Raw genomic sequence first — 25729 nt, 5'->3', positions numbered from 1 at the left:
TCACTGATCGGCGCACGGCTGCAGGTCACGAATGTGAGAATGATCGCCTCAATGCACTGGCGAGGTACAGGCGCCCAGCGACGGCACCAGTTGAATGTCGACACGCCGATTGCTGCGGCGTCCACTCTCGGTTTGGTTATCCGCAATCGGCTGTTCAGCGCCTTTGCCCTGAGTGACAAAGCAGCTGTCGGGGATGTCGCCCACGCGTTGCATCCACTGTTTTACGGCCTCGGCCCTCTGCCGTGACAACACGCGGTTGCGTTCTGGATCGCCAGAGGCGTCGCTGTGCCCGCTGATGACAATCAACCAACCCGGTTGCGCCTTGATGTCGATCAGGCTGTTGACCAGGACTTTGGTCGACTCGGGTTTGAGTTCGGCGCGGCCCGGCGGAAACAGTACCTGGTTGTCGAGGTGCGTGAGGTTTTTGGCTTGCTGCGCAGGCGCCGTCGCTGAAAACACCGCAGGCGACAGCCACTCTATCTGGGCGCTCGTGCTCCCTTTTACCCACCACCCGAACAGCCCGGCCAGCAGGATCATCAGCACCAGTAGCCAAAGCCATAACGACCTCAGCGCAGGCTGTGCAACGGGTCCGGCTGCTGGCTCCGTGGCATCCAGCTTGAGCACGATAAAGGCCGGCGCTGAACTCGCGCCCACAGGCCTGCGAGTGACGGCCACCGCCTCATCTGCCGGCGCTGCCAGGGGTGGCGCTCCCTCTGTGACATCACTTGTCAATCGCTGTAACGCACCCTGCAACTGTTTGCACAAGGCCTGCAAAGGCACCAGCGGCACCTGAACCTGCATCTGCAGTCGCTCACTCAGCTGACGCAACTCATCATCAAGCCGGCTGAGTTCCGGCAACCGGGCACGGGTCAGTTCCTGTTGTCGAAACAGCGGCTGCAGTTGGGTGAACAGCCAGGCCAGTATCTCCAGGCGAGCCGGCAGTGCGGGGGGCCACAGGCGCTCCCAGCCCTGGGCCAGCAGCCGATTGAGCAAACACAGCGCATCGCCCATACCGGCGAGTCCGTGAAGGTGCGAATGAGCCAGAGCGAAGGCGGCGGCCGATTGCAGCTCCACTCCGTTCTCGCGAAACAGCCCGATGGCCAGCTGCTGCACACGTGCCCAATCCACATCGGGGCATGCAGGATGATTCAGCTTGGCGAGTTCCCCGCCCAGCGTGATGAACTCGGCACCTTGGCTGGGGTCACCGCCAAGGCGCAGGGTTTCCTCTGTCAGCATCGACATGCTGACCCCTTTCATGAGCAGCGGTGCTGTCATCACGGCGCCAGGTACTCGCGTTGCTTCAGGTGGCGCATCAGCACCTTGCCCTCCGGGGCAAGCGTCGCACCGAAGGTCGCGCACATGCCGTCGTGCAGCTCCACTGCAACGCTGTATTCCAGGTGACCGGGAAGGACTTGCGGGAGCAATTCGATATCGACCTTGGCCACACGTGGCTCGTACTTGAGCAGCATCTTGGTCATGGTGCCCATCAGCCCGTGGGCGCTACCGGGCATCCCGTGCAGGATCAGGCTCATGTCCGGCAACCCATAGTCCGGTAGATGACTGAGGGTGCCGGCGAGGCAGTTGAGGATGCGCTGCAGGTTATCCAGCACCGACAGCAGAACCTGGTCCTCCTCCCGTACGCGATGCAGATCGAGCTCGCCGGTGAAGTTCTGCAGCAACAATTCGTAGAGCGACGGATTCTGTTCACTCACCACCAGGAATCCTTTTTCGGCAATGGCACCAGGTTCAGCGCGTTGTCGCCCAGCTCGATCACCCGTGGCTGGTCCGGATCCAGGTCCTCGCGGGCCAGTACGACGCGCCAGGTATCCTTGTGCATCTCCGGTGAACGGAACAGTGCGACCACGGCGACGTACTGCGCATCTGCAGACAGTGGCACGTTCAGTTGTGCCCCCTCATCGGGCTTCACCAGCAGCCGCTGCGAATCCAGCAGGTCTGCACCCAGGACGCTATCGCCCTGGTCGAGCAAGCCCTGGTAGTCCGCCGAGTCGAGGGATTTGCGCGCCTTCAGTTGGTAGACGCGCACCAGCGTCGAGACCGACAGGCCGGACATGTCGGTGCTGTCGGTATTGAGTGCCGCCCGGCCATTCAGGTCCAGGTGCAGGACCTTGACCTGCTTGTAGAAAATGCCCTGCGCAACAGCGCTGCCCCCATCCACAGCGCGCTGCGTCAGCCCGCAGCCGCCGAGCATGCAAGCAAGCGCCACGACGGCCAGTGGCGTCTTAGATCCGATACGCGACATGCTGTGTCTCCCTGGTTTTGGTGTTCTCGGTCAATCCCTGGTAGCGGCCGAGGTTGATGGTGATGCCCGGCTGATCGGCACGGTCTGGATGGTCAGGACCCAGGCCCAGCAGGCCGGTCAGCCCCAGCCATACCGGTGGACCGCCCAGCACCGGTTTGGGCAGGCATTTCAGCGGCAAGGTGAGCACAAGCTTGGCGGTGCAACGCCAGCCCAGGTAAACGCGCAGGAGCACCAACAGGTCGGTGTGCAGCTGTCGCCCTGGCAACCAACCCTGGGCCTCGGTGAGGTCCTCGGTGATCAGCTCCAGCCGCACCTGGCTGTTGGCATCCACGCCCATGGCTCCCAATGGCGTGCCCTGGCAGAGGCTGACCGGGTTTTCCCGCGACAGACGGGCCGGCTGAGCCAGCAGCACCTTGCGTGGCCAGTGCGGCGTTACCCGTACCTGGGTGTTCGCCGCCAACAACGTCACCAGGGCACCGATGCCCTCGGCATTTCGTGTAGGCAGGCGCATCACGCTGAGCAGGGCCAGGAAGCGCGAAACCGGCGTGGCGACATGGTTCGCCGTTCCCGGGATGCCCAGGCCGATCAGGCCCAGCAGGCATTGCGAGGTCTTGTCAGTGCCGCCCGCCTCGAAGGTGGCCGGGTAGGAGTACTTGCGCCAGATCCGGTAGAACTGGGTGAAGATGCGGTGGTTGAAGATGTCGAGGAAGGCCTCCAGTGCCTCATGCCCCTCGCGACGCTGGGCGATGTCGTCCAGGTAGGCCGTCGGCAGTGGCGAGTCGACCCCGTACAGACCGAGCAAGCGCGTGCGCACCGTCGGCGGACGTTGTGGCTGCTCCTCGTCGTACTCGATGGCCTTCAGCTCGCCGGCGGGGAACCCCATGCCAGGGTGCGGACGAAAGCGCACAGCATCGTCACTGGGGCGAGTCGTGGTGCCCAGCGGTGGATTGTCCGGTGCCGCCGCTTCCAGCAACTGGCAGAAGCGGTACAGATTGGCTTCGGAAATACGCCCCGCCACGGCCTCCAGCAGGCCGCTGGCCTTCAGCCTGGAATACGCTGACTGTGGTTCTCGTTCCATCGCAGGCACTTTCCGGTGGGTTGCAGGATCAGCGTGAGCTGGTTGAACAGATGGATATCGGCATACAGGGCGAAGAAGCGATTGAGCATCTCGCCGAACAGGCTGATGTCGCCTTCGCCGCTGAAGCCGTTGGCGTCCAGCGTTACCTCGACGTCCACGCCGCGCAGCAGGAAGCCCTTTTCGAAGCGCTGGATCAGGTGATGGCGCACCTCGACGATGGCCGCCAGGCGCCGGCGATTCAGTTCGCTGTGAGTCCAGTCGTAGAGCGCCAGGGTGCCGCGCAGCACTTCGGCGTTGTCCAGCATGGGCAGGAAGTTCGAGCCCAGGTGGCTCAATACCCGCCAGTGGAATCGGTCCTGGTTGGGCGGGTAGCACGGCAGCGTCGGCGCACAGAGGTTGCGCACCTTCAGACCGGCCAGCGGCGACTTCACCAATGAGTCCAGCAAGGTGCTCTGCAGTGCCTTGCGCGGGAGTTGGCCGTTGGTGCCGGTCAGACGCAGGGACAGACTCTCGGTCTCGCTCAGGCGATCGGCATCGAACCCTTCACCACCGAGTATCAGCCAGGTGTCGTGCATGCCATTGGCACCGCGCTTCATCCGCGTGTGGAAGTAACGCTCCGGCGCCTCATCGCGCAGCATGCCGCCCTTGTGGCGGAAACTGCTGAAGGGCACGTAGTCGCGCTGGGTCGTGTGCCTGGAGGACGAGACGCTGTCCACCGAATAGATCTCGGTGTGGCCATCCTGCAGGCGCATCGGCCGCAACAGATAGTCGGTCTGCAGCGGCAACAGCGTCAGCGGGTCGGATTCCAGGACGAACAGGTTGATCACCGGCACGGCGTGGAGTCGAAGATGTTCGGCCGTCACCACGAATTCATGCGGCCACTGCTCACTCAGCACCACGTCCAACTCGAAGCCTGACAGCTCCGGCACGACGGGCATTTGCTCCAGACCGCAGAGCGTGACGAACATGAATTTCTCGCGGAAGGTGAAGTACTCCAGCAGCAACTGGTAACCGCTGAAGGCACTGTCGCCCTTGGGCCACAGCCGGTCATCATCAGCAAAGCCCTTGGGCGAGAAATGGCCATCGAGCTGCACGCGGTCGGTCTGGCCCGGCATCCGCACGTAGAGTGTCTGGGCATTGAGCGTCAACGCACGGTGCAGCGCGCAGGCCAGCGGACCATCGGCATTGAGGTACAACGGCAGGCGGCTGAGGTCGTTCAACGACCAGTCCGACAAGGGGCTGCAGGCGAAGCGCAGGCGCAATACCGAGCGCCCGTCCGGCTCGCTGGTCACGCGCAGCGACTCGATGCTCATCGGGTTCAGCGCCACGTCCTGGGTGGTGGTATAGCGGCAGCGTGTCCGTTTGGGGCCTACCGGCTGCGACAGGACTTCGAAACCCTTGGGGACGATTTCGCAGCGCTTCATCTCGCGAATGTCCGGCACCAGTTCGACCACCGACAGCGAGGGGATGGTGCGCAGATAGTGCGGCCACAGCAGGCTCACCAGGCCCTCGGTCAGCTCCGGCAGGTCGTCGTCGAGCTTCTCGCGCAGGCGTCCCATGAGGAAGGCGAAGCCTTCGAACAGCCGCTCCACATAAGGATCGCGCGCACCGGCCTTATCCAGGTTGAGCTGCGCCGCCCGATCCGGGAACGCCTCGGCAAACTCCTTGCCCGCCTCACGCAGGTAGCGCATTTCCGCATCGAAATAGCGCAACGTCAGATTGTCCATGCTCACCACTGAACTCCAAAAGGTAAAAGGGGCTTAACCACACAGCACCGCAGCGCGAACCGGATCGACGGCCACCAGGGCAGACAGCAAACCATCCATGCGTTGCGCCAGGCTCGCCTTGTCTACGTCATTGCGCTGCGCTTTCTGACGCAGCAGCTTGAGCAGGCGTGCCTTGACCTCGAAACCCAACTCCGGCTCCCAGGCATTCAGGTGTTGTTGCTCGGCGACGCAGTCGAGTTCGACCAGCAGATGAATCGCCAGGTCGCTCTTGCCGTACTGCTCGGCCACCCGCGCCATCAGCAGGCGCAGCAGCCAGCGCTGCCGGCCGGTGTGCACGTCGGGGCGGGCCGCCAGCCAGGCCAGCGCGGCCTCGACGCCATCGCTGTCGGCCTGGGCCAGTGCTCCGCTTTCCAGCGCCAGAATGTCATCCGTTGCCGAGGTGGCGATGACGGCCGTGGATATCCAGTTGGCCGGCTGATTGCCGCTGACGTGCTGCGTGATCCAATCGCGGGTGGGCTCATCGGCGAACGGCGTGCCGTCGCTCCAGCGCAGTTGTTCGAGCCCCGGCAGGCGCTCGAGCAGCAGCCTCAGGTCACAGGTGATGATGTCCGCCCAGCCCTCGTAGGGAACGCCCAACTTGCTCAGGCCCTGGTAGAGGTACCACTGCAGATCCAGCCAGAAGTGGTTCACCCCTTCGGCATACATCCGCTCCACCTGATCCAGCAACTCGGTCCAGTTCTGCTGCAGGTACAGACGCCTGAGGTGTGCGCGGTACTCCGTGCGCGGCGGCACCAGGCGGGTATTGCCGTTGGCCTCCTGTGGCGGCGATTGATGCACGGTATCCCAGCGCAGGCTGGTCAGCAGGCGGTGGGCGGCCAGCCAGCCCTGGGGTTGGTCACGCAGGTAATTGGCCAGGGCCTTGCCGCTGTCCAGCAGATCGCGGCCGGACTTGATCGCCGGCACTACCGGCGCCGCCGTGCGGGGTGTGGGTTCACCCTGCGCGGCACTGTTCTGCGGGACCAAGGCGTTGACGCCGCCCGACTGGGTGAGACGCGCGCCCAGGGCCGCATACAGCGATCCCCACTCCGGCCGTTCAGCTTCCGGCCACGCGGCAACGATCTGCTCCAGCCAGGCCAGCGCGGCAACGGTGCGCTGCGCCTCGGTCTTGACCACCTCGGGGAACAGCGACAGGCTGTCCAGCACCTTGCCGCTGGCCAGCCACTCCAGCGCCATGCGCCGGCTGTTCGGACGCACCGGCAGCACCTGGCCGGCGAAGCGTTCGAGTAGCGCCGCCAACAGCTCCAGGCCATCGGCGAGCCCCGCCTCACCATCACGCTGCGTACGCGCCCAGAGGTAATAGGTGGCGATCCGCAGGTCCTTGCAGCGCTGCTTCAGCAGTTGCTCGGCCAATCGCATCTGCTGATCGATCATCGGCTGTTTGTCCCGGTCCAGGAGCTGCTGCGCCGACTTGATCAGCGAGTCGCTGAGGGCCTCGCCCCGGGTCTCGGTCTTGCCCTGGTAGGCCAGGGTGTTCATCAGGGCGATCAGCGGTGATTGGCGCACGTCGCTGAGCAGGGTGAGCTGGCTGATGGCGTCGGACAGGTTGTGCCACCACTTCGACGCTACCTTCGCGCTGTTGCACGTCGACCGAGCCTTTGATGTCCGCACCGCCATCGTCTTTGAGCCACAGATAAACTGGAATAGCCATGTGAAGTTCCTTCTACAGATGCACATTCGCCGACGGCTGTTGCCGCGGCTGGGGTTGGCCGCCGGATACCTGAGGCGCAAGCGCGCAGGCTCCCGACTCAGGTACCAGGCGGATGTCGACCCGGCGGTTGGCTGCTCGCCCCTCCGGGGTTTCGTTACTGCTGACGGGTTGATCTGCACCGAAGCCCTGGACGGCGAAACAGCTGTCGGGAATGTCGCCCATCCGTTGCATCCAGTCGCGCACGGCGCCCGCACGGGCACGGGACAACAACAGGTTGCGCGGGGGATCGCCGGTGGCGTCGGTATGCCCGGCAATCACGATCAACCAGCCTGGCTGGGCCTTGATGCCTACCAGGGCATTGATCAGCACCTTCGCCGAACCGGGCTTGAGTTCGGCGCTGCCGCTGGCGAACAACGACAGGCTGTCCAGGCGGACAGGATCAGGAATGTTCGCCAGCACCGGCTTGGGCGCCGGGACGCGGTGAGCGGCGAGCGCGGCCAGAACCAGCGGACGAATGCGTTCGGCGCTGTACAGGCCAAGCCCCAGGGACAGCGGTTCACCTTCACGGTAATGGCGGTCCAGCGTCACCGCATCACGACGCAGCACGGTGACGGCTTGCTCACGCAACTGATGTTCAGGCTGTTCCAGGGTGGTCGGTTCGGGAATCGCCTGGTATCGCCGCAGATCGTCGCTCACCTGGCGCACCAGCAGGCGGTTCTGCCAGGCCGAGCTGCACAGTGCAATCACGGCAGCGAGCACGAACAGCCACAGCCCACGCACCACTGCGCGGCGAGCCGGCGTGAGACTCGTCTGCTGCGGCAACAGGCTGAGGAGCGGATCGGGAAATGGCAGCGACGCCGTCCCGGGTGCTGACGTAGAGGGTTCAAGGGCGGTTCTGTCGTGCAACCACTGTGACCACAGGTTGCCCGGTGCGTTGGCCATGGAGCCGGTGGCCAAGGTCATGGCGCAGGCGACGGCTGGGCAGCGCGCGTCCCGCGAGTCATGGCAGACCAGATGCGGTAATACCGACTGGGTCAGCCAGTGCCCCAGGCTTTCGATCTGCACGCAGGTGCGCAGGCGCGCAGAGCGGCTCGGCAGGTCCGTGGCGCGCTGCTGCCACTGCGCCATCGATAGATGGCCTGTGTCTTCACGCACGGACAGGCCCTGTTGCTCCGCTTCCCAGGTGAACCACTGACCGTCATCGCGTGAGGATGACAGGTAGCTGCCCAGCAGGATCGGCAAGGCCACCCCGCTTCTGCGGATTCGGCAAACCTGATGCCGGAAGGTCCGAATCGTCCCGACGAGCTGGGCGTGGTCTGTCTGCTCGGCGGGGTTGACGATGTAGAGCACCGCCAGTTGGCCAGCCCAATGCGGACGATGGGCCAACAGGTAGTCGATGATCGTGGGCAGGCGATCCAGGCTGGGAACCCGGACGTAGCAACCCTGCTCGGTGACACGCAGCGCCAGTTGATCGTCCGGCACGGCACCGAACAGCGAGTGCAGGCCATCACCACAGACAGCGACCAGCGGATGGCGATAGCCGTCCGCTGGCAGCGCACTATCGGGGGCCATCACCAGCGCGTGGCGCTGCCGCAAGGCAGCTCGGCCAGCGAGCAGCCAACCTGAAACCACCAGGGCAATCACCGCGAGCGCCCACAGGGTTTGCGCGAGCCTGGACAGCGGCAGGATCGACAGGATCAGCACGAGGCCCAGCGCCCCGACCCAGAGCCAAAGAGCACGTGTTCCTTTGAGCGGCGTGGTCATTGCTAGACCTGACCGGACAGCAGCGAAGTGACGGTATCGCCGAGTACTCGGTGCAATACCAGCCAGAGGCCAACCAAGAGCAGCGCAGCAGCCGTCAGATGTAACCAGGGTAGGCTGAGGCAACGGCGCCAACTGCCGCCACGGACGCTGACCAGTAGCGGAGTGGAGCCCGACGCCGCGAAGGGTTCAACCTGCTCGCAGAGGGCCGCCAGCAATTGCTCGCGCTCCGCTGCGCTCTCAGTGCGATAGCGCCCCAGGAAACCCAGCATCAACACGCGGTGATAGCAGGTCAGGACTCGCAGGTCGGGAGCAGGTTCAGCCAGGGCTTCGCGCATGTCCTCGTAGAGTTGCTCACCTGCCTGGTGACGGTTGAAGAAATGCGCCTGCAGCGGCTTGGCCGCCCATACCGCATGCGCCTGCGTCGAGGCATGACGCAGCACGGTCTCATCGAGCAGTGCGCACTGCGCATAGCCAATCTGATTGACTGCGCGCTGACTCACGCCGGCGTCGATCAGACGGGTGCGACACTGCTCGACTTGCGCCATGCAATGCTTCCACAGCTCTTCGCCATCCTTGGGTGCGGCCTTCTGTTGCAACTCCACGACCAACAGGTAGCTGTCCTGCAGCAGGGCATCGATATCCACGATTGGTGATGTTCCAAAGACCTTGGTCATGAGCGCAGCACCGCGAACAGATCCAGCTGGACCTCTCCGAGCGTGCCGGGGACGTACAGGGCGCAGGTACCTGAAGCCAGCATGTCGCGTGCCTTGGGATGGCTCAGGTCGAAGGCGAAGTACAGATTGCCCAGGCGCACCGGAATCGCTGCCGGCACGTGGCCGAGCGGCACCAGCGGCACACCGTCGAGGGCCACGTTGACGAGATGGTCGACATCGTCCGGAGCCCCTACCTTGCACAGGCGCGGGAACTGGCTCTGTACCTGAGCAGCCGGCAGGCTGGAACGCACCGACAGGTAGAAATCGACAGCCTCGGCATCGCGCAGCCGAGCATCGTTCAACGCCACTTGCCAACGGTGTGCGTTGGGATGCTCGAGATCCAGTGCGATGACGCGGGACGGCAGGCTGGCCTCGAGCAGGGTGGAAATCAGCGTGAACAACGGTGGGAAGACCGCCTCCAGCTGCTCATGCCGATAAGCCGGTATGGCGCCGATGTCGTGTTCGAGTGAGAAGGTGAGAAGACTGCCCGCCAGCTTGATGAGCTCCAGGTAGACCACCTCGGGATGCCTTGCCGGGTGAGCCAGCAGATCAGCCAGCACGGGCTGATAGCTGTTCAGGGCATTGAGCAGCCAGAACAGCGAGACATCGGCCACCGCGAAGTCGGCCATACGCTGGTTACTCTCGCGGCGCATCGCCATCAAGCGGCTACGTTTGGCGGCCAACTGGGTCATCAGGTTGTCCAGCTGAACGAGCAGTTGCGGCTGGGCATCGAAGCTGAGCAGCGGCGGGACAAACCGCTGATCGAGCGTCCAGATGCCCTGCACGTCGCGGACCACACGTGCAATCGGACAGGTCAGGTACTCGGCGTTCTCATCGCTGTCCAGACGCAGGGACAACACATGCTCGAGCACGGCGATGGACTGGCTCTCATCACCGAAGAGATCCTGCACCTCGCGCCAGTCTCGACGATAGCGTGTCGGTTTGCAGGCTTTGCCTTCGTCGAGCAGGCAGTTGTCGCCGCTGGCATGTTCGAGCGGCAACGCCAGCAGTAAGGTGACGGTAGAAACGCCCTCCTCGGTCAGCCGGCCAAGCTCTACCGCCGGCGGCAGACGGTCGGACGCATCACTGTCGATCAGCGTGCCGTCCTGCATCCGCACACGCAGACGCGTGGCCTTGAGCTTGCCAAGCCTCAGCGCGTCCAGATCGAACGCCGCAACCTGGACGCCCCATGGGTGAGCGCGTGAGAGACGTGCCAGGCATTCATTTGTCCAGGCCTCCCACCGGGCCTGCTGCTGGAATTGCTGCGGGGACAGCAAGGCCCCCGCCCCCCATAAGGGAAGATCGATCTTCATGGATGACTTCCGTGTGAACACTCAGGCTTTGGCCCTGGGCATCTGCGAGACCAGGGACAGGTTCACGTCCATGCCTTCCACCTGGAAGTGGGGAACGGCATAGAGCTTCACGCGGAAGAAGCCAGGGTTGTCCTCGATATCCTCAACCGTGACCTTGGCATCGCGCAGGGGGTGAGAGGCCTGCAGATCATCACCGGGGTCGGTCATTTCGGTAACCAGACCGCGAATCCAGTTGTTCAGCTCCAGCTCGAGGACACGACGGTCCTTGGTGGTACCAATGTTTTCACGCTGGATCAGCTTCAGGTAATGGGCGATGCGCGACAGCAAGAAGATGTAGGGCAGACGCGCGTTGATGCGGCTGTTGGCCGTCGCGTCCGCTGTTTCATAGAGCGCCGGCTTCTGCGCGCTATTGGCACTGAAGAAGCATGCGTAGTCCCGGTTCTTGTAGTACGATAGCGGAATGAACCCCAGGTTGGCGAACTCGAACTCTCGGGTTTCCGGGATCATCACCTCGGATGGAATCTTCACCTGGTTGCCGGTGCCCAGGTCGTAGAGATGGATCGGCAGGTCGGTCACGGCACCGCCGGCTTGCGGCCCACGAATCTGCACGCACCAGCCGTTGTTGATGAAGCTCTTCACCATGTTGGCAGCGAAGGCGAACGAGGCGTTGGTCCAGAGATACTTGTCGTGATCCGGTCCCTTCACACTCTCGATGTAGTTGAAGCTGCGCACCGGCACGGTGTCAGGGCCATAGGGCAGGCGACCCAGCACACGCGGCATGGTCAGGCCGATGTAACGGGAGTCATCGCTATCGCGGAAGGACTTCCACTTCAGGTATTCGGCGCGGTCAAAGTAGTTGCCGATGTCCTTGATCGCGGCGACCTCTTCCATCGACTCCTTGCCGAAGAAGGCCGGGCCGACCGAGCCGATGAAGGGCATGTGTGCGGCGGCTGCAACCTTGGAGATATTGCGCAGCAACGCGATGTCCTGCGGGCCACGACCAAATTCGTAGTTGGAGATGGCGGCGCCAATCGGCTCGCCACCGGGTGTGTCGTACTCATTGGTATAGGTGTGAACGTAGAGTCCGCTCTGGGCGATTTCCGGCGCGTCCTCGAAGTCCTGCACCAGGTGTTCCTTGCTGATGTCGAGCAGCTCGATGCGCACGTTGCGACGAAAATCGGTCTGGTCGATCAGTGACTTGACTCCACGCCAGGTCGACTCGACGCGCTGGAAGTCTTCATGGTGCATGATGGCGTCCAACTGGCGACTGATCTGCTGGTCGAGAGAGGCGATATGCTCATCGAGCAGCGTTTTATCGAGGCGCTCGACTTTCTGAGAGGACTGCTTCAGCAGATCCAGGAAAACACTGACCGCTGCCGTCACACGCTCGTCAGCGGAGGCCTCGGAAAGCGCGTCACTGTTTTGGTAAACCTCGATATCCGACAGTTTCGATACCGGGCTGAGATTGATCTTCTCGAACAGGCCGGCATAGATGCCCTGGCCTTCGTGAGCTACAGCACTTGCGCTTCCTGTGGGCGCAACAGCTCCTTCCGCAGATGCAGACATACGTCACTCCTTGCTATTGATTAGCGGTCTTGGGGGGGCCAACTGAGCCAGTTCGGCGCGCAGTTCGTCGCTCAGGGCGTCATCCTTGAGGATGCGCTCCAGCTCTCGGCGGAAGGTGGCGTTGTCGAGCAGGTTGGATTTGAGGTCGCGCAGCAGATTGCGCATGGCCAGCATCGCGCGCAGCTCAGGAATCTGACGAGCGACTCGCTCAGGCTCGAAGTCCTTCATGTCACGGAAGGTCAGATCGAGAGAGGCGTCAGAGCCATCGTCAACGAGCGTATTGGGCACGACCAGTTTCACGCTCGGGTGAAATTCGGCCAGTACGCTGTTGAAATTGTTCTTGTTGATGTCGACTTTACTGCGCTCAGACAGCGGGCGCTGCTCTCGGCCATTGCTGTAGTCACCCATGACCATCAACTTGAGCGGTAACTCGACCTTCTTTTGCGCTCCACCGGTATGCAGATCAAGTTTGATATTGACCCGCGCCTTGGGCACTTCATTCTGAAAACTATCGGATGCCATCGTGGCCCTGCCTTACAATTCCCTTGTTGATGCAAGCACGCGCGGCTATCAGCGATAGTCGATGCGCGCAATGACCTGAACCTTTGTCCAGTGAGGCTTTGTAAGCGACGAGCGCCCGGCGATCTATAAGACTTTTCTTAAAATTCCATCCTGTAGCGGTATCGCCAGAACCAACTGCCACGCGTGCGGATTTCTACATAGAGGCGGCGTTCATCATCGCGCTTGCGCGGCTTGTCACCAGGCGTGGCCGGGCGGATCCGGCCCTCGGGCAACGGCATGGCGGGTATCTCTGGCCGGTGGCGCGCGCCCTCTGATCCCCGTTTTTCATCGCCGCACCCGCACACCAGAGGATGCTCACGGACACAAACGCGGTGCAGGCTGGCATTACTGGATGCCATAGACGTATAAAAACAGAGAAATACATGGTGCGAAGTCAACGTGGATTGTCTTGCGCACAACGCCCTCGCAAGCCTCGTCCAGCCTGGCCTGGAGCCCGGAAGTCCAACAGTCGTTTAACGCTAAGCACCTGAGTTGAAAACACTTTTCTTGCAATTAGCGGTTGACAGCCAAGCTTCTGACTGTAGAATGCCGACCCACAGACGCGGGATGGAGCAGTCTGGTAGCTCGTCGGGCTCATAACCCGAAGGTCGTAGGTTCAAATCCTGCTCCCGCAACCAGCTTCACAAAAAGGCCACTCGATGAGTGGCCTTTTTGCTTTGACGAAAAATTAATTTTTTCGATCAAACGAAACAAATCGATTGACAAGATCTTAAGCAAGCGTAGAATTGTCGACGCGGGATGGAGCAGTCTGGTAGCTCGTCGGGCTCATAACCCGAAGGTCGTAGGTTCAAATCCTGCTCCCGCAACCACCTTCAGATAAAGGCCACTCAATCCAATCGAGTGGCCTTTTTCGTTTCCGCCCCTGACCAGCACTGGTCAAGCGTATGATCCGCCGCTAGAATTGCGCACTTTTTGATCAGAGGCGCCACCCAGGCGCCCTTAGAGGTTAGCCCGCATGTCCACCGCCACACCGAAAGTCGGATTCGTCAGCCTTGGTTGCCCGAAAGCGACCGTTGACTCCGAACGCATCCTGACCCAGTTGCGCATGGAAGGTTACGAGATCGTACCGACCTACCAGGATGCCGATGTGGTGGTGGTCAACACCTGTGGCTTCATCGACAGTGCCAAGGCCGAATCGCTGGACGCCATCGGCGAAGCGCTGGCCGAGAACGGCAAGGTGATCGTCACCGGCTGCATGGGCGTGGCCGAAGACAGCATCCGCGATGTGCACCCGAGCGTGCTGGCCGTCACCGGCCCGCAGCAGTACGAGCAGGTGGTCAACGCCGTACACGAAGTCATTCCGCCGAAGACCGAGCACAACCCGCTGATCGACCTGGTGCCGCCGCAAGGCATCAAGCTGACCCCGCGTCACTACGCCTACCTGAAGATTTCCGAAGGCTGCAACCACAGCTGCAGCTTCTGCATCATTCCGTCGATGCGCGGCAAGCTGGTCAGCCGCCCGGTGGGCGACGTGCTCAGCGAGGCAGAGCGCCTGGTCAAGGCCGGCGTGAAAGAGCTGCTGGTGATCAGCCAGGACACCAGCGCCTACGGCGTCGACCTGAAGTACAAGCTGGACTTCTGGAACGGCCAGCCGGTGAAGACGCGCATGCTCGAGCTGTGCGAAGCGCTGTCGTCGATGGGCGTGTGGGTGCGTCTGCACTACGTCTACCCCTACCCCAACGTCGATGACGTGATCCCGCTGATGGCCGCCGGCAAGCTGTTGCCGTACCTGGACATCCCCTTCCAGCACGCCAGCCCGAAAGTACTCAAGTCGATGAAGCGCCCGGCCTTCGAAGACAAGACCCTGGCGCGCATCAAGAAGTGGCGCGAGATCTGCCCGGAGCTGACCATCCGCTCCACCTTCATCGTCGGTTTCCCCGGCGAGACCGAAGAAGACTTCCAGTACCTGCTGGACTGGCTGACCGAAGCGCAGCTCGACCGCGTCGGTTGCTTCCAGTATTCGCCAGTCGAAGGCGCACCAGCCAACGACCTGGGCCTGGAAGTGGTACCTGATGACGTCAAGCAGGAGCGCTGGGAGCGTTTCATGGCCCACCAACAGGCCATCAGCTCCGCACGTCTGCAGGCCAAGATCGGCCTGGAGATGGACGTGCTGATCGACGAAGTGGACGGTGAAGGCGCCGTGGCCCGCTCCTGGGCCGACGCCCCGGAGATCGACGGCAGCGTGTTCATCGACTCCCCCGACGTCAAGCCGGGCGACAAGGTGCGCGTACGTATCGTCGACGCCGACGAGTACGACATGTGGGGCGAGCTGGTCTGACCGACCGCTAGCTGAAATGGGCCCCGCATCATGCGGGGCTTTTTCTTGATGCCCCTTGCGCGCTGAGCATCCATCTTTACCGGCCCTGATCAGCGCTTCCCCGTACAATGACCTCCTTTTACTGCCGAGCCATCTCATGAGCGAACCCACCCGCCTGTCCAAACGCGTCATCGAGCTGTTCGGATGCTCGCGCCGTGAAGCCGATCTGTACATCGCCGGGGGCTGGGTGACGGTGGACGGCCAGGTGGTCGAAGCGCCGCAGTTCAAGGTCGAAGATCAACGCGTCGAACTGCACCCCGATGCCCGCCTCGACCCCGTGGAGCCCGTCACCCTGCTGGTGCATGGCTCGACGGGTTGCAACGCCGCACAGCTGCAGCACCTGCTGGTGCGCGAACGCCACTGGGAAGAAGACCCGCACGCCCAGCGCGTCCTGCATGGCCACTTCCTGCGCCAGGAGCAGAGCCTGCCACTGCAGACCGGCGCCAGCGGCCTGATGGTGCTCAGCCAGGACTGGCGCACGCAACGCAAACTGCGCGAGGACGCCGCCAAGCTGGAACAGGAATACCTGGTCGAGGTAGCCGGCGAAGTGCCCGCCAGCGCACTGGAACGCCTGAAGAAAGGCTGGCTGCACAAGGGCACGCAGTTCCCGCCGTGCAAGGCCAGTTGGCAGAGCGAGCAGCGCCTACGCTTCGCGCTGAAGAATCCGGCTCCTGACCTGCTACGGCAGATCTGCGCGGCGTTGGGCCTGAAAGTGCTGGGCATGAAGCGCATCCGCATCGGCGGCGTCCCCATGGCCAAGTTGCCGGTCGGGCAATGGCGCTATCTGGGCGAGAAAGAACGATTCTGAGACCCTGTTAGGCTGTGTTCGTCACGCTCTGGAGACCACCATCATGCGTACCCTGCTCCTCATCGCACTGCTCGCACTGAGCCTGCCCGGCCTCGCCGCACCTGCGCCGTTCTTCCTCTGGCAGAGCAAGGTCGATGGCCACCTGACCTGCGCTCAGGTCAGCCCTGGTGAAGGCTGGATTCGTTTCACCGGCCCATTCCGCGATGCCGGCTGCCGGGTAGCGCACGACGCCCCCGTGCGTAGCCGCTAAGTAGAACAGCATGCAGCATCTGGTTTCTCCGGTCGGTATCGTTCGCTCCTGTTTCAAGGAAAAGTTCGCCATTCCTCGCCAGCCGCACCTGGCGCCCGCCGCGCGTGGCGTGCTGGAGCTGCTACCCCCCTTCGATCAGGGCGAGGCCGTGCAGGGACTGGAACAGGTCAGCCACGTCTGGTTGCTGTTTCTCTTTCACCAGGCGCTGGAAGACAAGCCGCGCCTGAAAGTGCGCCCGCCGCGCCTGGGCGGCAATCAGTCAGTCGGCGTGTTCAGCACCCGCGCCACCCACCGCCCCAACGGCATCGGCCAATCGGTGGTACGCCTGGAGAAGGTCGAACCGGGCCGCCTGCACCTGTCCGGCATCGACCTGCTCGACGGCACCCCGGTGCTGGATATCAAGCCCTACGTGCCCTACGCCGACGCCGTGGCCGATGCCCGCAACGACATGGCCGACGCACCGCCCCCCCTGATTGCCGTGGACTGGCAGGATGACGCGCTGCGCCTGGCGCGCCAACACGCGCTGCGCCTGGGTGAGCCCTTGGTGGAACTGATCGAGCAGTGCCTGGCGCAGGATCCGCGCCCGGCCTATCAGCAGCCGCAGCCCGAGCGGCGCTACGGCGCGTGCTTCTGGGACCTGGACGTACACTGGCACTATCCCGAGCCAGGCCGTATCCGGGTGCTGGATATGCAGATGGCACAAAGCACGGCCTGACCGAGCCAGGTCTTCGCAGCGACCTCTCTTCAGCGCGCTGGATTGAGCGCCAGCATATCGGCCTCAATGGCTTCCTGACGCTCGATCAGCGGCTCCAGCAGCGGCCGGCTGGCGAGGAAATGTGCGGTTCGCGTATGCGCCTCGAACGCCGCCTCGTCGACGTACACCTCGTACAGCCAGACCCGATCGGGGTCGCTGCGCTCACGCAGCACGTCGAAGGTCAGGCAGCCCGGTTCATCGCGCACCGAGGCGGCGGCGTTGACGCGCATGGCATCCATGAACGCATCGAAACTCCCCGGTTTGAGTTGGGTCTTGAGCAATAGCACGTACACGGCAAACTCCAATATGTTTTATATTTGAAAAATAATTGTATACATATTGGAGTGCAAAGAAATGCTCGAACGCCCATCCCGTCTCAATGGCTTGCGCCACCTGGCCCTGCTGGTACCCAACCTGGAGGCGTGCGAGCGCTTCTACGTGGATGTGCTGGGCATGCAGGTGCTGCATCGCGCCAACGAGGATCTGGTCTACCTGACCTGCGGCAACGACAACCTGTCGCTCGGCCGCGCGCATGCCGAGAGCCACGGCGTGGCGCTGGTGGATCATTACGGTTTCATCGTCGACAGCGTCGAGGAACTGGACGCCTGGTACCAGTACCTCAAGGCACGCGGGGTGACCCTGCTGGACCGGCCCTTCGACCATGGCGATGGGGCACGCAGCTTTCACCTGCTGGACCCGGCCGGCAACAAGGTCCAGCCGCTCTATCATCCTGCGATCTCGGGCCAGCGCTTCAGTCCAGCCCGAACCTGAACATATGGGAGCGAGCTCCGTAGGGCGTACTCGCGAAGCAGTACGCCGTTAGGACTTTTGCCGCACCGAAGATGGCGGACTGTTCGCTGACGCTCCTGAGTCCGCCCTACGCCCGCCCGCGGCCGGCGTCCCGGCTCGCCCGAGTCAGGTGCGGAACTGCCGCACCAGCTCCTGCAGCTCCACGCCCAGGCGCGCCAGCTCGGCGCTGGACGCGGCAGTCTGCTCGCTGGCAGTGGCGCTCTGCTCACCGATGTCTCTTACGCGAGTGACGCTTTCGTTGATCGCGTCGGCTACCGCGCTCTGCTCTTCGGCGGCAGCGGCGATCTGCTGGTTCATCTGCTCGATGGTGCTCACTGCCTGGGTGATGCGCCCCAGTGCGTCACCAGCCTCGCCCGCCAGTTCGACGGTGCGGCGGGTCAGATCACGGCTGCTGTCCATCTGCTGCACGGCGCCCTTGGCCATGCGTTGCAGGCCGGCGATCAGGCTCTCGATCTCTTCGGTGCTGTCCTGGGCACGCTTGGCCAGGGCGCGGACCTCGTCGGCGACCACGGCGAAACCACGGCCCTGCTCACCGGCACGCGCCGCTTCGATGGCCGCGTTGAGCGCCAGCAGGTTGGTCTGCTCGGCGACATTGCGAATCACCTCCAGCACACTGCCGATCCGCGCGCTTTCCTGATTCAGGTCGGCGATGGCCTTGGCCGACTGTTCCACTTCGCTGGCCAGGCTGTCGATCTGGTCCACGGCCTGCTGCACCACGCGATTGCCCTGCTGCGCTTCCAGGTCGGCATCACGCGCGGCCAGCGAGGCCTGCTCGGCGTTCTGCGCCACTTCCTGCACGGTCGCGGCCATCTGGTGCATGGCGGTGGCGGTCTGCTCGGTTTCAAGCTTCTGCGTCTGCACACCGGCGCTGGTCTGCGCGGTAATGGCTGACAACTGCTCGGCGGCCGCAGCGATCTGCCCGACCCCACCGCCAATGCGGCTGACCAGATTGCGCAGGCTGACAGTCATGTCCTGCATGGCAGCAAGCAGCTGCCCAACTTCGTCACGGCGATCCTGCGGGATGTCCTGGCTCAGATCGCCGGCGGCGATGCGCTGGGCAAAACCCACGCTCTGGCGCAGCGGTGTCACGATCAGACGGCTGATCAGCAACGCGGCGCACAGGCCCAGCACCACGGCGGCTGCGCCCATGATGCCCAGCATCACCAGCGCGCGCCGGGAGTCGTCGAGCATACGGGTCTCGGCACTGGCCTGGGCTGACTCGGCCAGATCGACGACCGAACGTGCGCGCTCGATCATGGCCTTCTCGGTGGCCAGGTTCTGCTCGCGAAGCTGTTGGTAATAGAGAAAGGAACGCTGGTAAAGGGTCAGCGCCTGCAAAGCGGTTTCGATGGAGGCTTTCTGATCGTCCTCGAGCCAGACGGTCAGGCTGCGAGCGACGGTCTGCAGATCCTCGCTGACGTACTCCCACTCTTCCAGCGCTTCGGGCGAGCCGTCGATGATGTACAGACTTTCCTGGCCTCGCAGGTCGAGCATGCGCTTGCTCAGACCGGATGCGGTTTCCGCCAGGGTCAGCGGATCGCTGCCGCGCAGTCGGTCGCCCTGCAGGCGCAGCTCACGCACCGCGTCGTACATGTCCAGCTCGATCACTTCGAACTGGTCGCGCGCTTCGGCGGCGGCACTGCGCATGTCCTGGCGGGCTTCACGAGCCTTGTCCTGCTGCTCGACATAGTTGTCGAACTGCTTCAGGTACTCAGCGGTAGCCTGTTGCATGGTCTGCACGCGCGTGCCTTCTGCGGCATCCTTGCCCAAGTGCACCAGCATGTCCTGCACCTTGAGCAGGCTTTCGCGGACGCGCTGTGCGCTCTCCGGGCTCTGCTCGATGGCGAAATTGCGTTCAAGACGACGCGCCTGGAGGATTTCCTGGTTCACCTGCGCCAACGCCCCGACCTGCTCATGCCCATGCAACACCGCCTGAACGGCAAGGTACCCGCTGACCGTCATGGCAGCAGTGAGCAACAGCACCAGGCCGAACCCGATGAGAAGTTTCTTGCCCACGGCAAGGTTGGCGAAAAAGCGTGCGGCAGGCTTGAACATAAGGGGCGACTCCGGTTCTTCTTATAGAGCCACGTCTCGTGAACGCGGCCTGGTCGGAAGGTAAGGCAACTGCTGTGCCAGATCGAACCCCAGATATCGGCAGCAAAGGCGCCCAGCTTGAGTGCTGGCAATTCGCCAACTCATTATTTCGAGCATGATCCGGGAAACCGCCACCACCGGCAATTATCCGCTTATTGACGCCGGATAAGTGGCGAGTTCTCGCCTATCTAGCAAACCCTGTGAGCAAGCCAGCAATAAAAAGGGCGCAGCGTCCAACGCAGCTGCGCCCTTCGAATCGAGGCCCGATCAGCGTCCGGCGAGCGCCGGTACCACCCTGGGCCGCAGGATTTCGCCCGCCACGGTCAGCAGGCCGATGGCGCCAGCGATCCAGTACCACTGCAGCACCGGGTCGAACATCAACCAGCCCAGCGCATGCAGGAACACCACCATGATCAGCACCGGACTGACGTAGCGCACCATGAACAGCCACAGCGCGTAGCCCGCAGGCGGCAGGCCCAGCTCGTCACGCATGATTTCGCCGCGCAGCGCATAGCCGGCGAGCACCACCATGAAGATGCCGCCCAGCGGCATCATCCAGCGTGAGGTGAGGTAGTCCAGCCAGTCGAAGAAGTTCTTGCCCAGCGGCGTCCAGCCCGCCAGCAGGTTGAACGACAGCATCGCCACCAGGCTGATCACCAGCAGCACCGCGCCAGCCCCCACCGCTGCGCGCAGACGACTGATGCCGTGCTTCTCGTTCAGGTAGGCCACGCTGGCTTCGATCATCGAGATCGCCGAGGTCAACGCGGCGATCGACACCATGGCGAAGAACAGCACGCCGAAGGCGGTGCCGAACGGCATCTGCTGGAAGGCCAGCGGCAGGCTCATGAAGATCAGACCCGGTCCGGCGCTCGGGCTCATGCCGTTGGCGAAGATGATCGGGAAGATCGCCAGGCCGGCCAGCAGCGCCACACAGGTATCGCAGAGGGCGACGACGAAGGTGGTGCGTGCGATGGATTGGCCGTCGGGGATGTAGGAGCCATAGGTGAGGATGGCGCCCGAGGCCAGGCTCAGGGTGAAGAAGGCATGGCCCAGGGCCGCGAGCAGCGCCTCACCGGTGATCTTCGAGGCATCGAAATGGAACAGAAAGCCGAAACCGGCGCTGAAACTGCCGCTGGTGAAGGCATAGCCAACCAGCGCCACCAGCATCAGCGCCAGGCCCGGCATCATCCAGCGCACCGCATTCTCGATGCCTTTCTGTACGCCCTTGGCCACGATCCACAGGGTCAGCAATGCCACTAGCACGCTCCAGCCACCGAGTTGCCAGGGGTTGGCGTTATGCGCCTCGAACACGCCGCCCAGCGCCTCGACACTGGTCGCGGCCAGCGAGCCGTCGAGCATCTTCCATGTATAGGCGAAGGCCCAGCCGGCCACCACCACGTAGAAGCACAGGATCATGAAACCGGCGAGCATGGCCATGCCACCGACCGCCTTCCACAGCGGGTTGCCGCCGTTCTCGCGCACCACGCGACCGATGGCGTCGATGGGACTGCCGCGGCCACGGCGGCCGATGGCGATCTCGGTCATCATCACCGGAATGCCGATGGCCAGGATGCACGCCAGGTACATCAGCACGAAGGCGCCGCCGCCGTATTCGCCCGTGATGTAGGGAAATTTCCAGATATTGCCCAGCCCGACGGCCGAGCCGGTTGCAGCGAGGATGAAACCCCAGCGCGAGAGCCAGAGGTTCTTCGGTTTTTCACGGGTCATGCGTCACCTGTTTGTTTTTATCTGTGACGGAATCGGACCCGCTGCGCTTGTGGCGCAGCGGAATGCAAGGCTTGGGTGAAGCCGAAAAGTGTCACTGGGCGTCGGTTTGTGCCTCCGGCAGGGCCAGTTGGAAGGCCTCCAGGGGTTCACAGCGCGCCGCCATGGCGACAATGCGTGGATACGCGGCAAGGTCACAGTTAAAACGCCGCGCATTATACAGCTGCGGGATCAGGCAGGCTTCCAGATATCCAGGCCGCTCGCCAAGCGAAAGGCGCCCGTCGAACGCGGCCAGGCCCTCCTCCACGGCAGCCAGACCCAGCGCGACCCAGTGCCGGTACCAGGCGTTCTTCGCTTCTTCGGCGACGCCCAGTTCGCTGGACAGATACTGCAGCACGCGCAGGTTGTTCAGCGGATGCACGTCGCAGGCGATATGCAGCGCCAGCGCCCGCACCTGGGCGCGCTCGGCCGGGTCGGCCGGCAACAACGCCGGCACCGGGAAGATCTCTTCGAGGTATTCGATGATCGCCAGCGACTGGGCGATGCGCACGCCGCCGTTCTCCTCGTCCACCAGTAGCGGCAACAGGCCCTGCGGGTTCAGCCCGCGATAATCGGCGCCGTGCTGCTGGCCGCCGTCCTTGACCAGGTGCACCGGCACCTGCTCGCAGGCCAGTCCCTTGAGGTTGAGGGCGATGCGCACACGGTAGGCGGCGCTGGAGCGCCAGTAGCCGTAGAGTTTCAACATTGCGGATTCCTTTCGAAACACGACCGGGTAGGAGCGGCTTCAGCCGCGATGCTTCAGCGACTGTTGGTGAATCGCGGCTAAAGCCGCTCCTACAGCCGCTGCTACAAATCAGCGGGCGTCGTACTTTTCCACCACCTGATCGATGGCGCCGAAGAGGCTCTGCCCGGCGGCATCGAACATCTCGATGCGCACCCGGTCGCCGAACTTGAGAAACGGCGTTTTCGCCTCGCCCTGCTCGATGATCTCCAGCATGCGTTTCTCCGCCAGGCAGGAAGAGCCCGCGCTGCGGTCGTAATTGGACACCGTGCCCGAGCCGATGATGGTGCCCGCGCCCAGCGGACGGGTCTTGGCCGCATGCGCCACCAGGGTCGGGAAGTTGAACGTCATGTCGACACCGGCGTTCGGCTGGCCGAACAGCGCGTCGTTGATGTGCGACACCAGCGGCCGATGCACCTTGCCGTCCTTCCAGCTTTCGCCCAGTTCGTCCGGGGTGATGGCCACCGGGGAGAAGCTCGACGACGGCTTGCTCTGGTAGAAACCGAAGCCCTTGGCCAGCTCGCCGGGGATCAGGTTGCGCAGCGACACATCGTTGACCAGCATCAGCAGCCGAATGTGCCCGCCCGCTTCGGCCGGCGTGGCGCCCATCGGCACATCATCGGTGATCACCGCCAGCTCGGCTTCCAGATCGATGCCCCAGGCTTCGTCTGCCAGGCGGATCGGACTGTGCGGCGGGATGAACGCATCGGCGCCGCCCTGGTACATCAGCGGGTCGTGCCAGAACGACTCCGGCATCTGCGCGCCACGCGCCTTGCGCACCAGTTCGACGTGGTTGACATAGGCACTGCCGTCGGCCCAGTGGTAGGCGCGCGGCAACGGGCTGTGGCAGGCGCTCTGCTCGAAGGCGAAAGCGCCCTCCTCCAGGCCGTCGTTGAGACGCTGATAGACCGCCTCCAGCTTGGGCCGGGCCACGGCCCAGTCGTCCAGCGCGGCCTGCAGGGTGAAAGCGATCTGCGGCGCGAGCACGGCGCGCGTCAGATCGCGGGAAACGACGATCAGCACGCCATCGCGGCCTTGGTTCAGTGATGCGAGTTTCATGGTTTCTACCTATTCGTCTGTTCGGGTGCGGGCTGTTCTCCCCTCTCCCACTTGTGGGAGAGGGGACGATTGGGCCCGCCCTTAAGCTTGTGTGCCCGGCGCGCGCCAGGAGTTGACGTATTCGGCCACGTCGACCGCGCTGGCGGCATCGGCTACCTCCAGGGCGCGGCGGGTGTCGATCATCACCGCCACCTCGTCGATGAAGGTCGCCGGATCGACCTGGCTCTTCTTCAGCGCCTTGGGGTGCGGTCCATGGGGGAAGCCGCACGGATGCAGGGTGACCATGCCCTGCTCGATGTTGTCGCGGCTGAAGAAGTTGCCACGGTGGTAGAACAGCACTTCGTCGTAGTCGTCGTTGTTGTGGAAGAACGGCACCTTGAGGGCGCCGGGGTCGGATTCCACCGGGCGCGGGGTAAAGGTGCAGATCACGAAACCGCTGGCGACGAAGGTGGTGTGCACCGACGGCGGCAGGTGGTAGCGATGGCTGATCAGCGGGCGAATGTCGCGCCAGTTCAGGCGCACCACGGTGTTGTCGCCATGCCAGCCGACCACGTCCAGCGGGTTGTAGGGGTAGGTCACGGTGCTGATCTGGTTGCGGCGCTTGATGCGAATCTGCCAGGTGTTCTCGTCCTGCTGCGCCTTGAAGGCGTCGTCGATACGCGGGTGCTCCAGCACGGCCAGGTCGAAGATCGCCTGCGGGCCGAGCAGGCCCTTGTCCGGCAACTGGTAGGCACCGTCGGTGTTCTCGATCAGCAGGAAGTAGCTCGGCGTGCTGGCCTCGATACGCCAGGCGGTGCCACGCGGGATCAGCAGGTAATCGCCGTCGCGGTACTGCAGGTGGCCGAAGTCGCAATAGAAGTGCCCGCTGCCTTCGTGCACGAACAGCAACTCGTCACCATCGGCATTGCGCACCAGATGGCGCATCGCGCCGTGAGTGCGCCAGACGCGCAGCTTGACGTCGGCGTTGTGCAGCGTCAGCGGCGCCGCCAGCGGGCAGTCGCGATCGCTGGGGATGTCGTTGAAGTTGAACGCGTGCGGGCGCAGCGGACCTTGCCAGTCGATCCAGCCGGTGGGCGGATGCTTGTGGTGCAGGTGCGCGGTGGGGCCGAAGAAGCCCTCGCGGCCCATCTCGCGCTCGTAGGTGCCCTGCGGCAGATCGCAGTGCGCCTGACGCGAGCACTCGCCTTCACGCAGGGGAAAGCTGATCCATTTGCGGCTCATGAGCAGGCTCCCGATAGGGTGCGCGGTTCGCACCGAGTGACACGAGGCTGATGGTGCGCACCGCGCACCCTGAAGACCAGGCGCATCATGGCGCCTCGGAGATCACGCCGCGACGCAGCTGGTCTTCCTCGATGGATTCGAACAGCGCCTTGAAATTGCCCTCGCCAAAGCCCTGGTTGCCCTTGCGCTGGATGATCTCGAAGAAGATCGGACCGATCACCGTGTTGGTGAAGATCTGCAGCAGGATGCCGTCGTCGCCAGGCGCACCATCGATGAGGATGTTCAGTTCGCGCAGTACCTCGGTCGGTTCGCCATGGCCGGCGACGCGGCTGTCGACCTTCTCGTAATAGGTGTCCGGGGTGGTCATGAAGTCGACGCCGTTGGCACGCAGCTGGCGCACGGTGGCGTAGATGTCGTCGGTGGACAGGGCGATGTGCTGGATGCCTTCGCCGTGGTATTCGCGGATGAATTCCTCGATCTGCGACTTGTCATCGGCCGACTCGTTGATCGGGATGCGGATCTTGCCGCAGGGTGCGGTCATGGCGCGGGAGAACAGGCCGGTGAGCTTGCCCTCGATATCGAAGTAGCGGATCTCGCGGAAGTTGGCGATGCGCTCATAGAAGCCGGACCAGACGTCCATCTGTCCGCGACGCACGTTGTGGGTCAGGTGGTCGATGCACTGCAGGCCGACGGCGTTGTCGTTGGGGCTGCGGCCTTCGATGTACTCGAAGTCGACGTCGTAGATGCTCTTGTCGCCGTAACGGTCAACCAGATACAGCAGGGAGCCGCCGATGCCTTCGACGCAGGGGATGTTCAGCTCGCCGAAGTTGGCGTGGCTGCCCACCAGCGTGGCGCCCTGCTGCTCGACGTAGGCGGCGGCCTGGGCCGCGTTCTTGACCCGGAACGCCATGGCGCAGGCGCTGGGCCCATGCTTTTCGCCGAAGGCGCGCACATGGCCGGTGGGGCTGCCGTTGAGCACGATGTTGATGTCGTTCTGCTGGAACAGCCAGACCTCTTTCGAGCGGTGCTTGGCGGTCTCGGTAAAGCCCATGGCGGTGAACAACTGGCGCAGTTGCTCGATGCCTTCGGCGTTCGGTGCGGTGAATTCGACGAACTCGAAACCGTCGGTTCCGATGGGGTTGTGCTGCTCGATCTTGGCCACGGCGGTCATTTCGCCTCCTGATTGTCATTGTTATGGC

At 63.5% G+C, this 25729-nt stretch carries 23 protein-coding genes, 2 tRNA genes and 1 pseudogene; 7 read left to right on the top strand and 19 right to left on the bottom strand.

Annotation, left to right across the window (positions count from 1 at the left end; genetic code table 11):
• Window positions 1-48: 48 nt before the first annotated feature.
• From ACN0X6_RS08440 to tssB, 11 genes are read right to left on the bottom strand one after another with little or no spacing between them, the layout of a single operon-like run.
• Window positions 49-1275, bottom strand: a complete 1227-nt coding sequence (locus tag ACN0X6_RS08440) for an OmpA family protein (RefSeq protein WP_417703131.1) — start codon at window positions 1273-1275, stop codon at window positions 49-51.
• Complete coding sequence (tssE, locus tag ACN0X6_RS08435; RefSeq protein WP_417703129.1) at window positions 1275-1712, bottom strand: type VI secretion system baseplate subunit TssE; 438 nt, start codon at window positions 1710-1712, stop codon at window positions 1275-1277. Before tssE ends, ACN0X6_RS08440 begins: the two co-directional genes overlap by 1 nt.
• The gene (gene tssJ, locus ACN0X6_RS08430; RefSeq protein ID WP_417703127.1) at window positions 1709-2260 is read right to left on the bottom strand and encodes a type VI secretion system lipoprotein TssJ; all 552 of its coding nucleotides are present in this window, start codon (window positions 2258-2260) and stop codon (window positions 1709-1711) included. Before tssJ ends, tssE begins: the two co-directional genes overlap by 4 nt.
• Complete coding sequence (gene tssG / locus ACN0X6_RS08425) at window positions 2241-3338, bottom strand: type VI secretion system baseplate subunit TssG (protein ID WP_417703126.1); 1098 nt, start codon at window positions 3336-3338, stop codon at window positions 2241-2243. Before tssG ends, tssJ begins: the two co-directional genes overlap by 20 nt.
• A complete protein-coding gene (tssF, locus tag ACN0X6_RS08420) occupies window positions 3302-5071 on the bottom strand; it encodes a type VI secretion system baseplate subunit TssF (protein WP_417703124.1) in 1770 nt (589 codons plus the stop codon). The genes tssG and tssF overlap by 37 nt, the downstream gene beginning before the upstream one ends.
• Window positions 5072-5098: 27 nt before the next feature.
• Entirely contained in the window at window positions 5099-6733 is a 1635-nt protein-coding gene (gene tssA / locus ACN0X6_RS08415) for a type VI secretion system protein TssA (protein ID WP_417703122.1), read from the bottom strand.
• A gap of 52 nt (window positions 6734-6785) precedes the next feature.
• Window positions 6786-8537 (bottom strand): OmpA family protein, encoded by a 1752-nt coding sequence (locus ACN0X6_RS08410; RefSeq protein WP_417703120.1) that lies wholly within the window; start codon window positions 8535-8537, stop codon window positions 6786-6788.
• 2 nt (window positions 8538-8539) lie between these two features.
• Window positions 8540-9211 (bottom strand): type VI secretion system protein TssL, short form, encoded by a 672-nt coding sequence (gene tssL, locus ACN0X6_RS08405; protein ID WP_417703118.1) that lies wholly within the window; start codon window positions 9209-9211, stop codon window positions 8540-8542.
• On the bottom strand, window positions 9208-10563 hold the full coding sequence (gene tssK / locus ACN0X6_RS08400; RefSeq protein ID WP_417703116.1) for a type VI secretion system baseplate subunit TssK: 1356 nt from the start codon (window positions 10561-10563) through the stop codon (window positions 9208-9210). The genes tssL and tssK overlap by 4 nt, the downstream gene beginning before the upstream one ends.
• A gap of 21 nt (window positions 10564-10584) precedes the next feature.
• Window positions 10585-12129 (bottom strand): type VI secretion system contractile sheath large subunit, encoded by a 1545-nt coding sequence (gene tssC, locus ACN0X6_RS08395; protein WP_417703114.1) that lies wholly within the window; start codon window positions 12127-12129, stop codon window positions 10585-10587.
• 3 nt (window positions 12130-12132) lie between these two features.
• Window positions 12133-12651 carry a type VI secretion system contractile sheath small subunit gene (tssB, locus tag ACN0X6_RS08390; RefSeq protein WP_417703112.1) on the bottom strand — a complete coding sequence of 173 codons (519 nt, stop codon included), beginning with the start codon at window positions 12649-12651 and terminating at the stop codon, window positions 12133-12135.
• Between the two features lie 600 nt (window positions 12652-13251).
• Here tssB and ACN0X6_RS08385 point away from each other — a divergent pair.
• From ACN0X6_RS08385 to tsaA, 6 genes are all read left to right on the top strand, one after another.
• Window positions 13252-13328 (top strand) — tRNA-Met (locus tag ACN0X6_RS08385).
• Between the two features lie 115 nt (window positions 13329-13443).
• Window positions 13444-13520, top strand: a tRNA-Met gene (locus tag ACN0X6_RS08380).
• A 146-nt stretch (window positions 13521-13666) separates the two neighbouring features.
• Window positions 13667-14989, top strand: a complete 1323-nt coding sequence (rimO, locus tag ACN0X6_RS08375) for a 30S ribosomal protein S12 methylthiotransferase RimO (protein WP_417703110.1) — start codon at window positions 13667-13669, stop codon at window positions 14987-14989.
• 136 nt (window positions 14990-15125) lie between these two features.
• The gene (locus tag ACN0X6_RS08370; protein WP_417703108.1) at window positions 15126-15836 is read left to right on the top strand and encodes an rRNA pseudouridine synthase; all 711 of its coding nucleotides are present in this window, start codon (window positions 15126-15128) and stop codon (window positions 15834-15836) included.
• A gap of 43 nt (window positions 15837-15879) precedes the next feature.
• Window positions 15880-16086: a hypothetical protein gene (locus tag ACN0X6_RS08365; protein ID WP_192981014.1), complete on the top strand. Its 207-nt coding sequence runs from the start codon at window positions 15880-15882 to the stop codon at window positions 16084-16086.
• A 10-nt stretch (window positions 16087-16096) separates the two neighbouring features.
• Window positions 16097-16801: a tRNA (N6-threonylcarbamoyladenosine(37)-N6)-methyltransferase TrmO gene (gene tsaA / locus ACN0X6_RS08360; RefSeq protein ID WP_417703106.1), complete on the top strand. Its 705-nt coding sequence runs from the start codon at window positions 16097-16099 to the stop codon at window positions 16799-16801.
• A 29-nt stretch (window positions 16802-16830) separates the two neighbouring features.
• On the opposite strand, the gene ACN0X6_RS08355 is transcribed toward tsaA, so the two are convergent.
• Window positions 16831-17133, bottom strand: coding sequence for a putative quinol monooxygenase (locus ACN0X6_RS08355; RefSeq protein ID WP_417703104.1), 303 nt, complete (start codon window positions 17131-17133; stop codon window positions 16831-16833).
• A 61-nt stretch (window positions 17134-17194) separates the two neighbouring features.
• Between ACN0X6_RS08355 and ACN0X6_RS08350 the strand changes: the two genes are divergently transcribed.
• On the top strand, window positions 17195-17611 hold the full coding sequence (locus ACN0X6_RS08350) for a VOC family protein (RefSeq protein ID WP_417703102.1): 417 nt from the start codon (window positions 17195-17197) through the stop codon (window positions 17609-17611).
• Window positions 17612-17755: 144 nt separating this feature from the next.
• On the opposite strand, the gene ACN0X6_RS08345 is transcribed toward ACN0X6_RS08350, so the two are convergent.
• The 7 genes and pseudogenes from ACN0X6_RS08345 to hppD all read right to left on the bottom strand — a co-directional run bounded on the left by ACN0X6_RS08345 (window position 17756) and on the right by hppD (window position 25701).
• Complete coding sequence (locus ACN0X6_RS08345; protein WP_417703256.1) at window positions 17756-18619, bottom strand: methyl-accepting chemotaxis protein; 864 nt, start codon at window positions 18617-18619, stop codon at window positions 17756-17758.
• Window positions 18614-18799, bottom strand: a pseudogene (locus ACN0X6_RS08340) (HAMP domain-containing protein); the annotation flags it as partial. The pseudogene ACN0X6_RS08340 and the gene ACN0X6_RS08345, both read right to left, overlap by 6 nt.
• 1212 nt (window positions 18800-20011) lie before the next feature.
• Window positions 20012-21472 (bottom strand): sodium-dependent transporter, encoded by a 1461-nt coding sequence (locus ACN0X6_RS08335; RefSeq protein ID WP_417703100.1) that lies wholly within the window; start codon window positions 21470-21472, stop codon window positions 20012-20014.
• Between the two features lie 91 nt (window positions 21473-21563).
• Window positions 21564-22214 carry a maleylacetoacetate isomerase gene (gene maiA, locus ACN0X6_RS08330; RefSeq protein WP_417703098.1) on the bottom strand — a complete coding sequence of 217 codons (651 nt, stop codon included), beginning with the start codon at window positions 22212-22214 and terminating at the stop codon, window positions 21564-21566.
• A gap of 108 nt (window positions 22215-22322) precedes the next feature.
• Window positions 22323-23309, bottom strand: a complete 987-nt coding sequence (locus ACN0X6_RS08325) for a fumarylacetoacetate hydrolase family protein (RefSeq protein ID WP_417703096.1) — start codon at window positions 23307-23309, stop codon at window positions 22323-22325.
• A gap of 81 nt (window positions 23310-23390) precedes the next feature.
• Window positions 23391-24530 (bottom strand): homogentisate 1,2-dioxygenase, encoded by a 1140-nt coding sequence (locus ACN0X6_RS08320; protein ID WP_417703095.1) that lies wholly within the window; start codon window positions 24528-24530, stop codon window positions 23391-23393.
• Window positions 24531-24615: 85 nt separating this feature from the next.
• On the bottom strand, window positions 24616-25701 hold the full coding sequence (gene hppD, locus ACN0X6_RS08315) for a 4-hydroxyphenylpyruvate dioxygenase (RefSeq protein ID WP_417703093.1): 1086 nt from the start codon (window positions 25699-25701) through the stop codon (window positions 24616-24618).
• Window positions 25702-25729: the final 28 nt, after the last annotated feature.

Source organism: Pseudomonas sp., from assembly GCF_048269965.1.
In the GTDB taxonomy this organism is placed as follows: Bacteria; Pseudomonadota; Gammaproteobacteria; order Pseudomonadales; family Pseudomonadaceae; genus Aquipseudomonas.
This window is presented reverse-complemented; position numbering and strand designations above follow the sequence as displayed.

What these genes read in the sequence shown, in the direction of transcription:
- ACN0X6_RS08440 (WP_417703131.1), bottom strand. Translation starts at nt 1,275, where the DNA reads ATGACAGCACCGCTGCTCATGAAAGGGGTCAGCATGTCGATGCTGACA.
- tssJ (WP_417703127.1), bottom strand. Translation starts at nt 2,260, where the DNA reads ATGTCGCGTATCGGATCTAAGACGCCACTGGCCGTCGTGGCGCTTGCT.
- tssG (WP_417703126.1), bottom strand. Translation starts at nt 3,338, where the DNA reads ATGGAACGAGAACCACAGTCAGCGTATTCCAGGCTGAAGGCCAGCGGC.
- ACN0X6_RS08410 (WP_417703120.1), bottom strand. Translation starts at nt 8,537, where the DNA reads ATGACCACGCCGCTCAAAGGAACACGTGCTCTTTGGCTCTGGGTCGGG.
- tssL (WP_417703118.1), bottom strand. Translation starts at nt 9,211, where the DNA reads ATGACCAAGGTCTTTGGAACATCACCAATCGTGGATATCGATGCCCTG.
- tssK (WP_417703116.1), bottom strand. Translation starts at nt 10,563, where the DNA reads ATGAAGATCGATCTTCCCTTATGGGGGGCGGGGGCCTTGCTGTCCCCG.
- tssC (WP_417703114.1), bottom strand. Translation starts at nt 12,129, where the DNA reads ATGTCTGCATCTGCGGAAGGAGCTGTTGCGCCCACAGGAAGCGCAAGT.
- tssB (WP_417703112.1), bottom strand. Translation starts at nt 12,651, where the DNA reads ATGGCATCCGATAGTTTTCAGAATGAAGTGCCCAAGGCGCGGGTCAAT.
- rimO (WP_417703110.1), top strand. Translation starts at nt 13,667, where the DNA reads ATGTCCACCGCCACACCGAAAGTCGGATTCGTCAGCCTTGGTTGCCCG.
- ACN0X6_RS08370 (WP_417703108.1), top strand. Translation starts at nt 15,126, where the DNA reads ATGAGCGAACCCACCCGCCTGTCCAAACGCGTCATCGAGCTGTTCGGA.
- ACN0X6_RS08365 (WP_192981014.1), top strand. Translation starts at nt 15,880, where the DNA reads ATGCGTACCCTGCTCCTCATCGCACTGCTCGCACTGAGCCTGCCCGGC.
- tsaA (WP_417703106.1), top strand. Translation starts at nt 16,097, where the DNA reads ATGCAGCATCTGGTTTCTCCGGTCGGTATCGTTCGCTCCTGTTTCAAG.
- ACN0X6_RS08350 (WP_417703102.1), top strand. Translation starts at nt 17,195, where the DNA reads ATGCTCGAACGCCCATCCCGTCTCAATGGCTTGCGCCACCTGGCCCTG.
- ACN0X6_RS08345 (WP_417703256.1), bottom strand. Translation starts at nt 18,619, where the DNA reads ATGACTGTCAGCCTGCGCAATCTGGTCAGCCGCATTGGCGGTGGGGTC.
- ACN0X6_RS08335 (WP_417703100.1), bottom strand. Translation starts at nt 21,472, where the DNA reads ATGACCCGTGAAAAACCGAAGAACCTCTGGCTCTCGCGCTGGGGTTTC.
- maiA (WP_417703098.1), bottom strand. Translation starts at nt 22,214, where the DNA reads ATGTTGAAACTCTACGGCTACTGGCGCTCCAGCGCCGCCTACCGTGTG.
- ACN0X6_RS08325 (WP_417703096.1), bottom strand. Translation starts at nt 23,309, where the DNA reads ATGAAACTCGCATCACTGAACCAAGGCCGCGATGGCGTGCTGATCGTC.
- ACN0X6_RS08320 (WP_417703095.1), bottom strand. Translation starts at nt 24,530, where the DNA reads ATGAGCCGCAAATGGATCAGCTTTCCCCTGCGTGAAGGCGAGTGCTCG.
- hppD (WP_417703093.1), bottom strand. Translation starts at nt 25,701, where the DNA reads ATGACCGCCGTGGCCAAGATCGAGCAGCACAACCCCATCGGAACCGAC.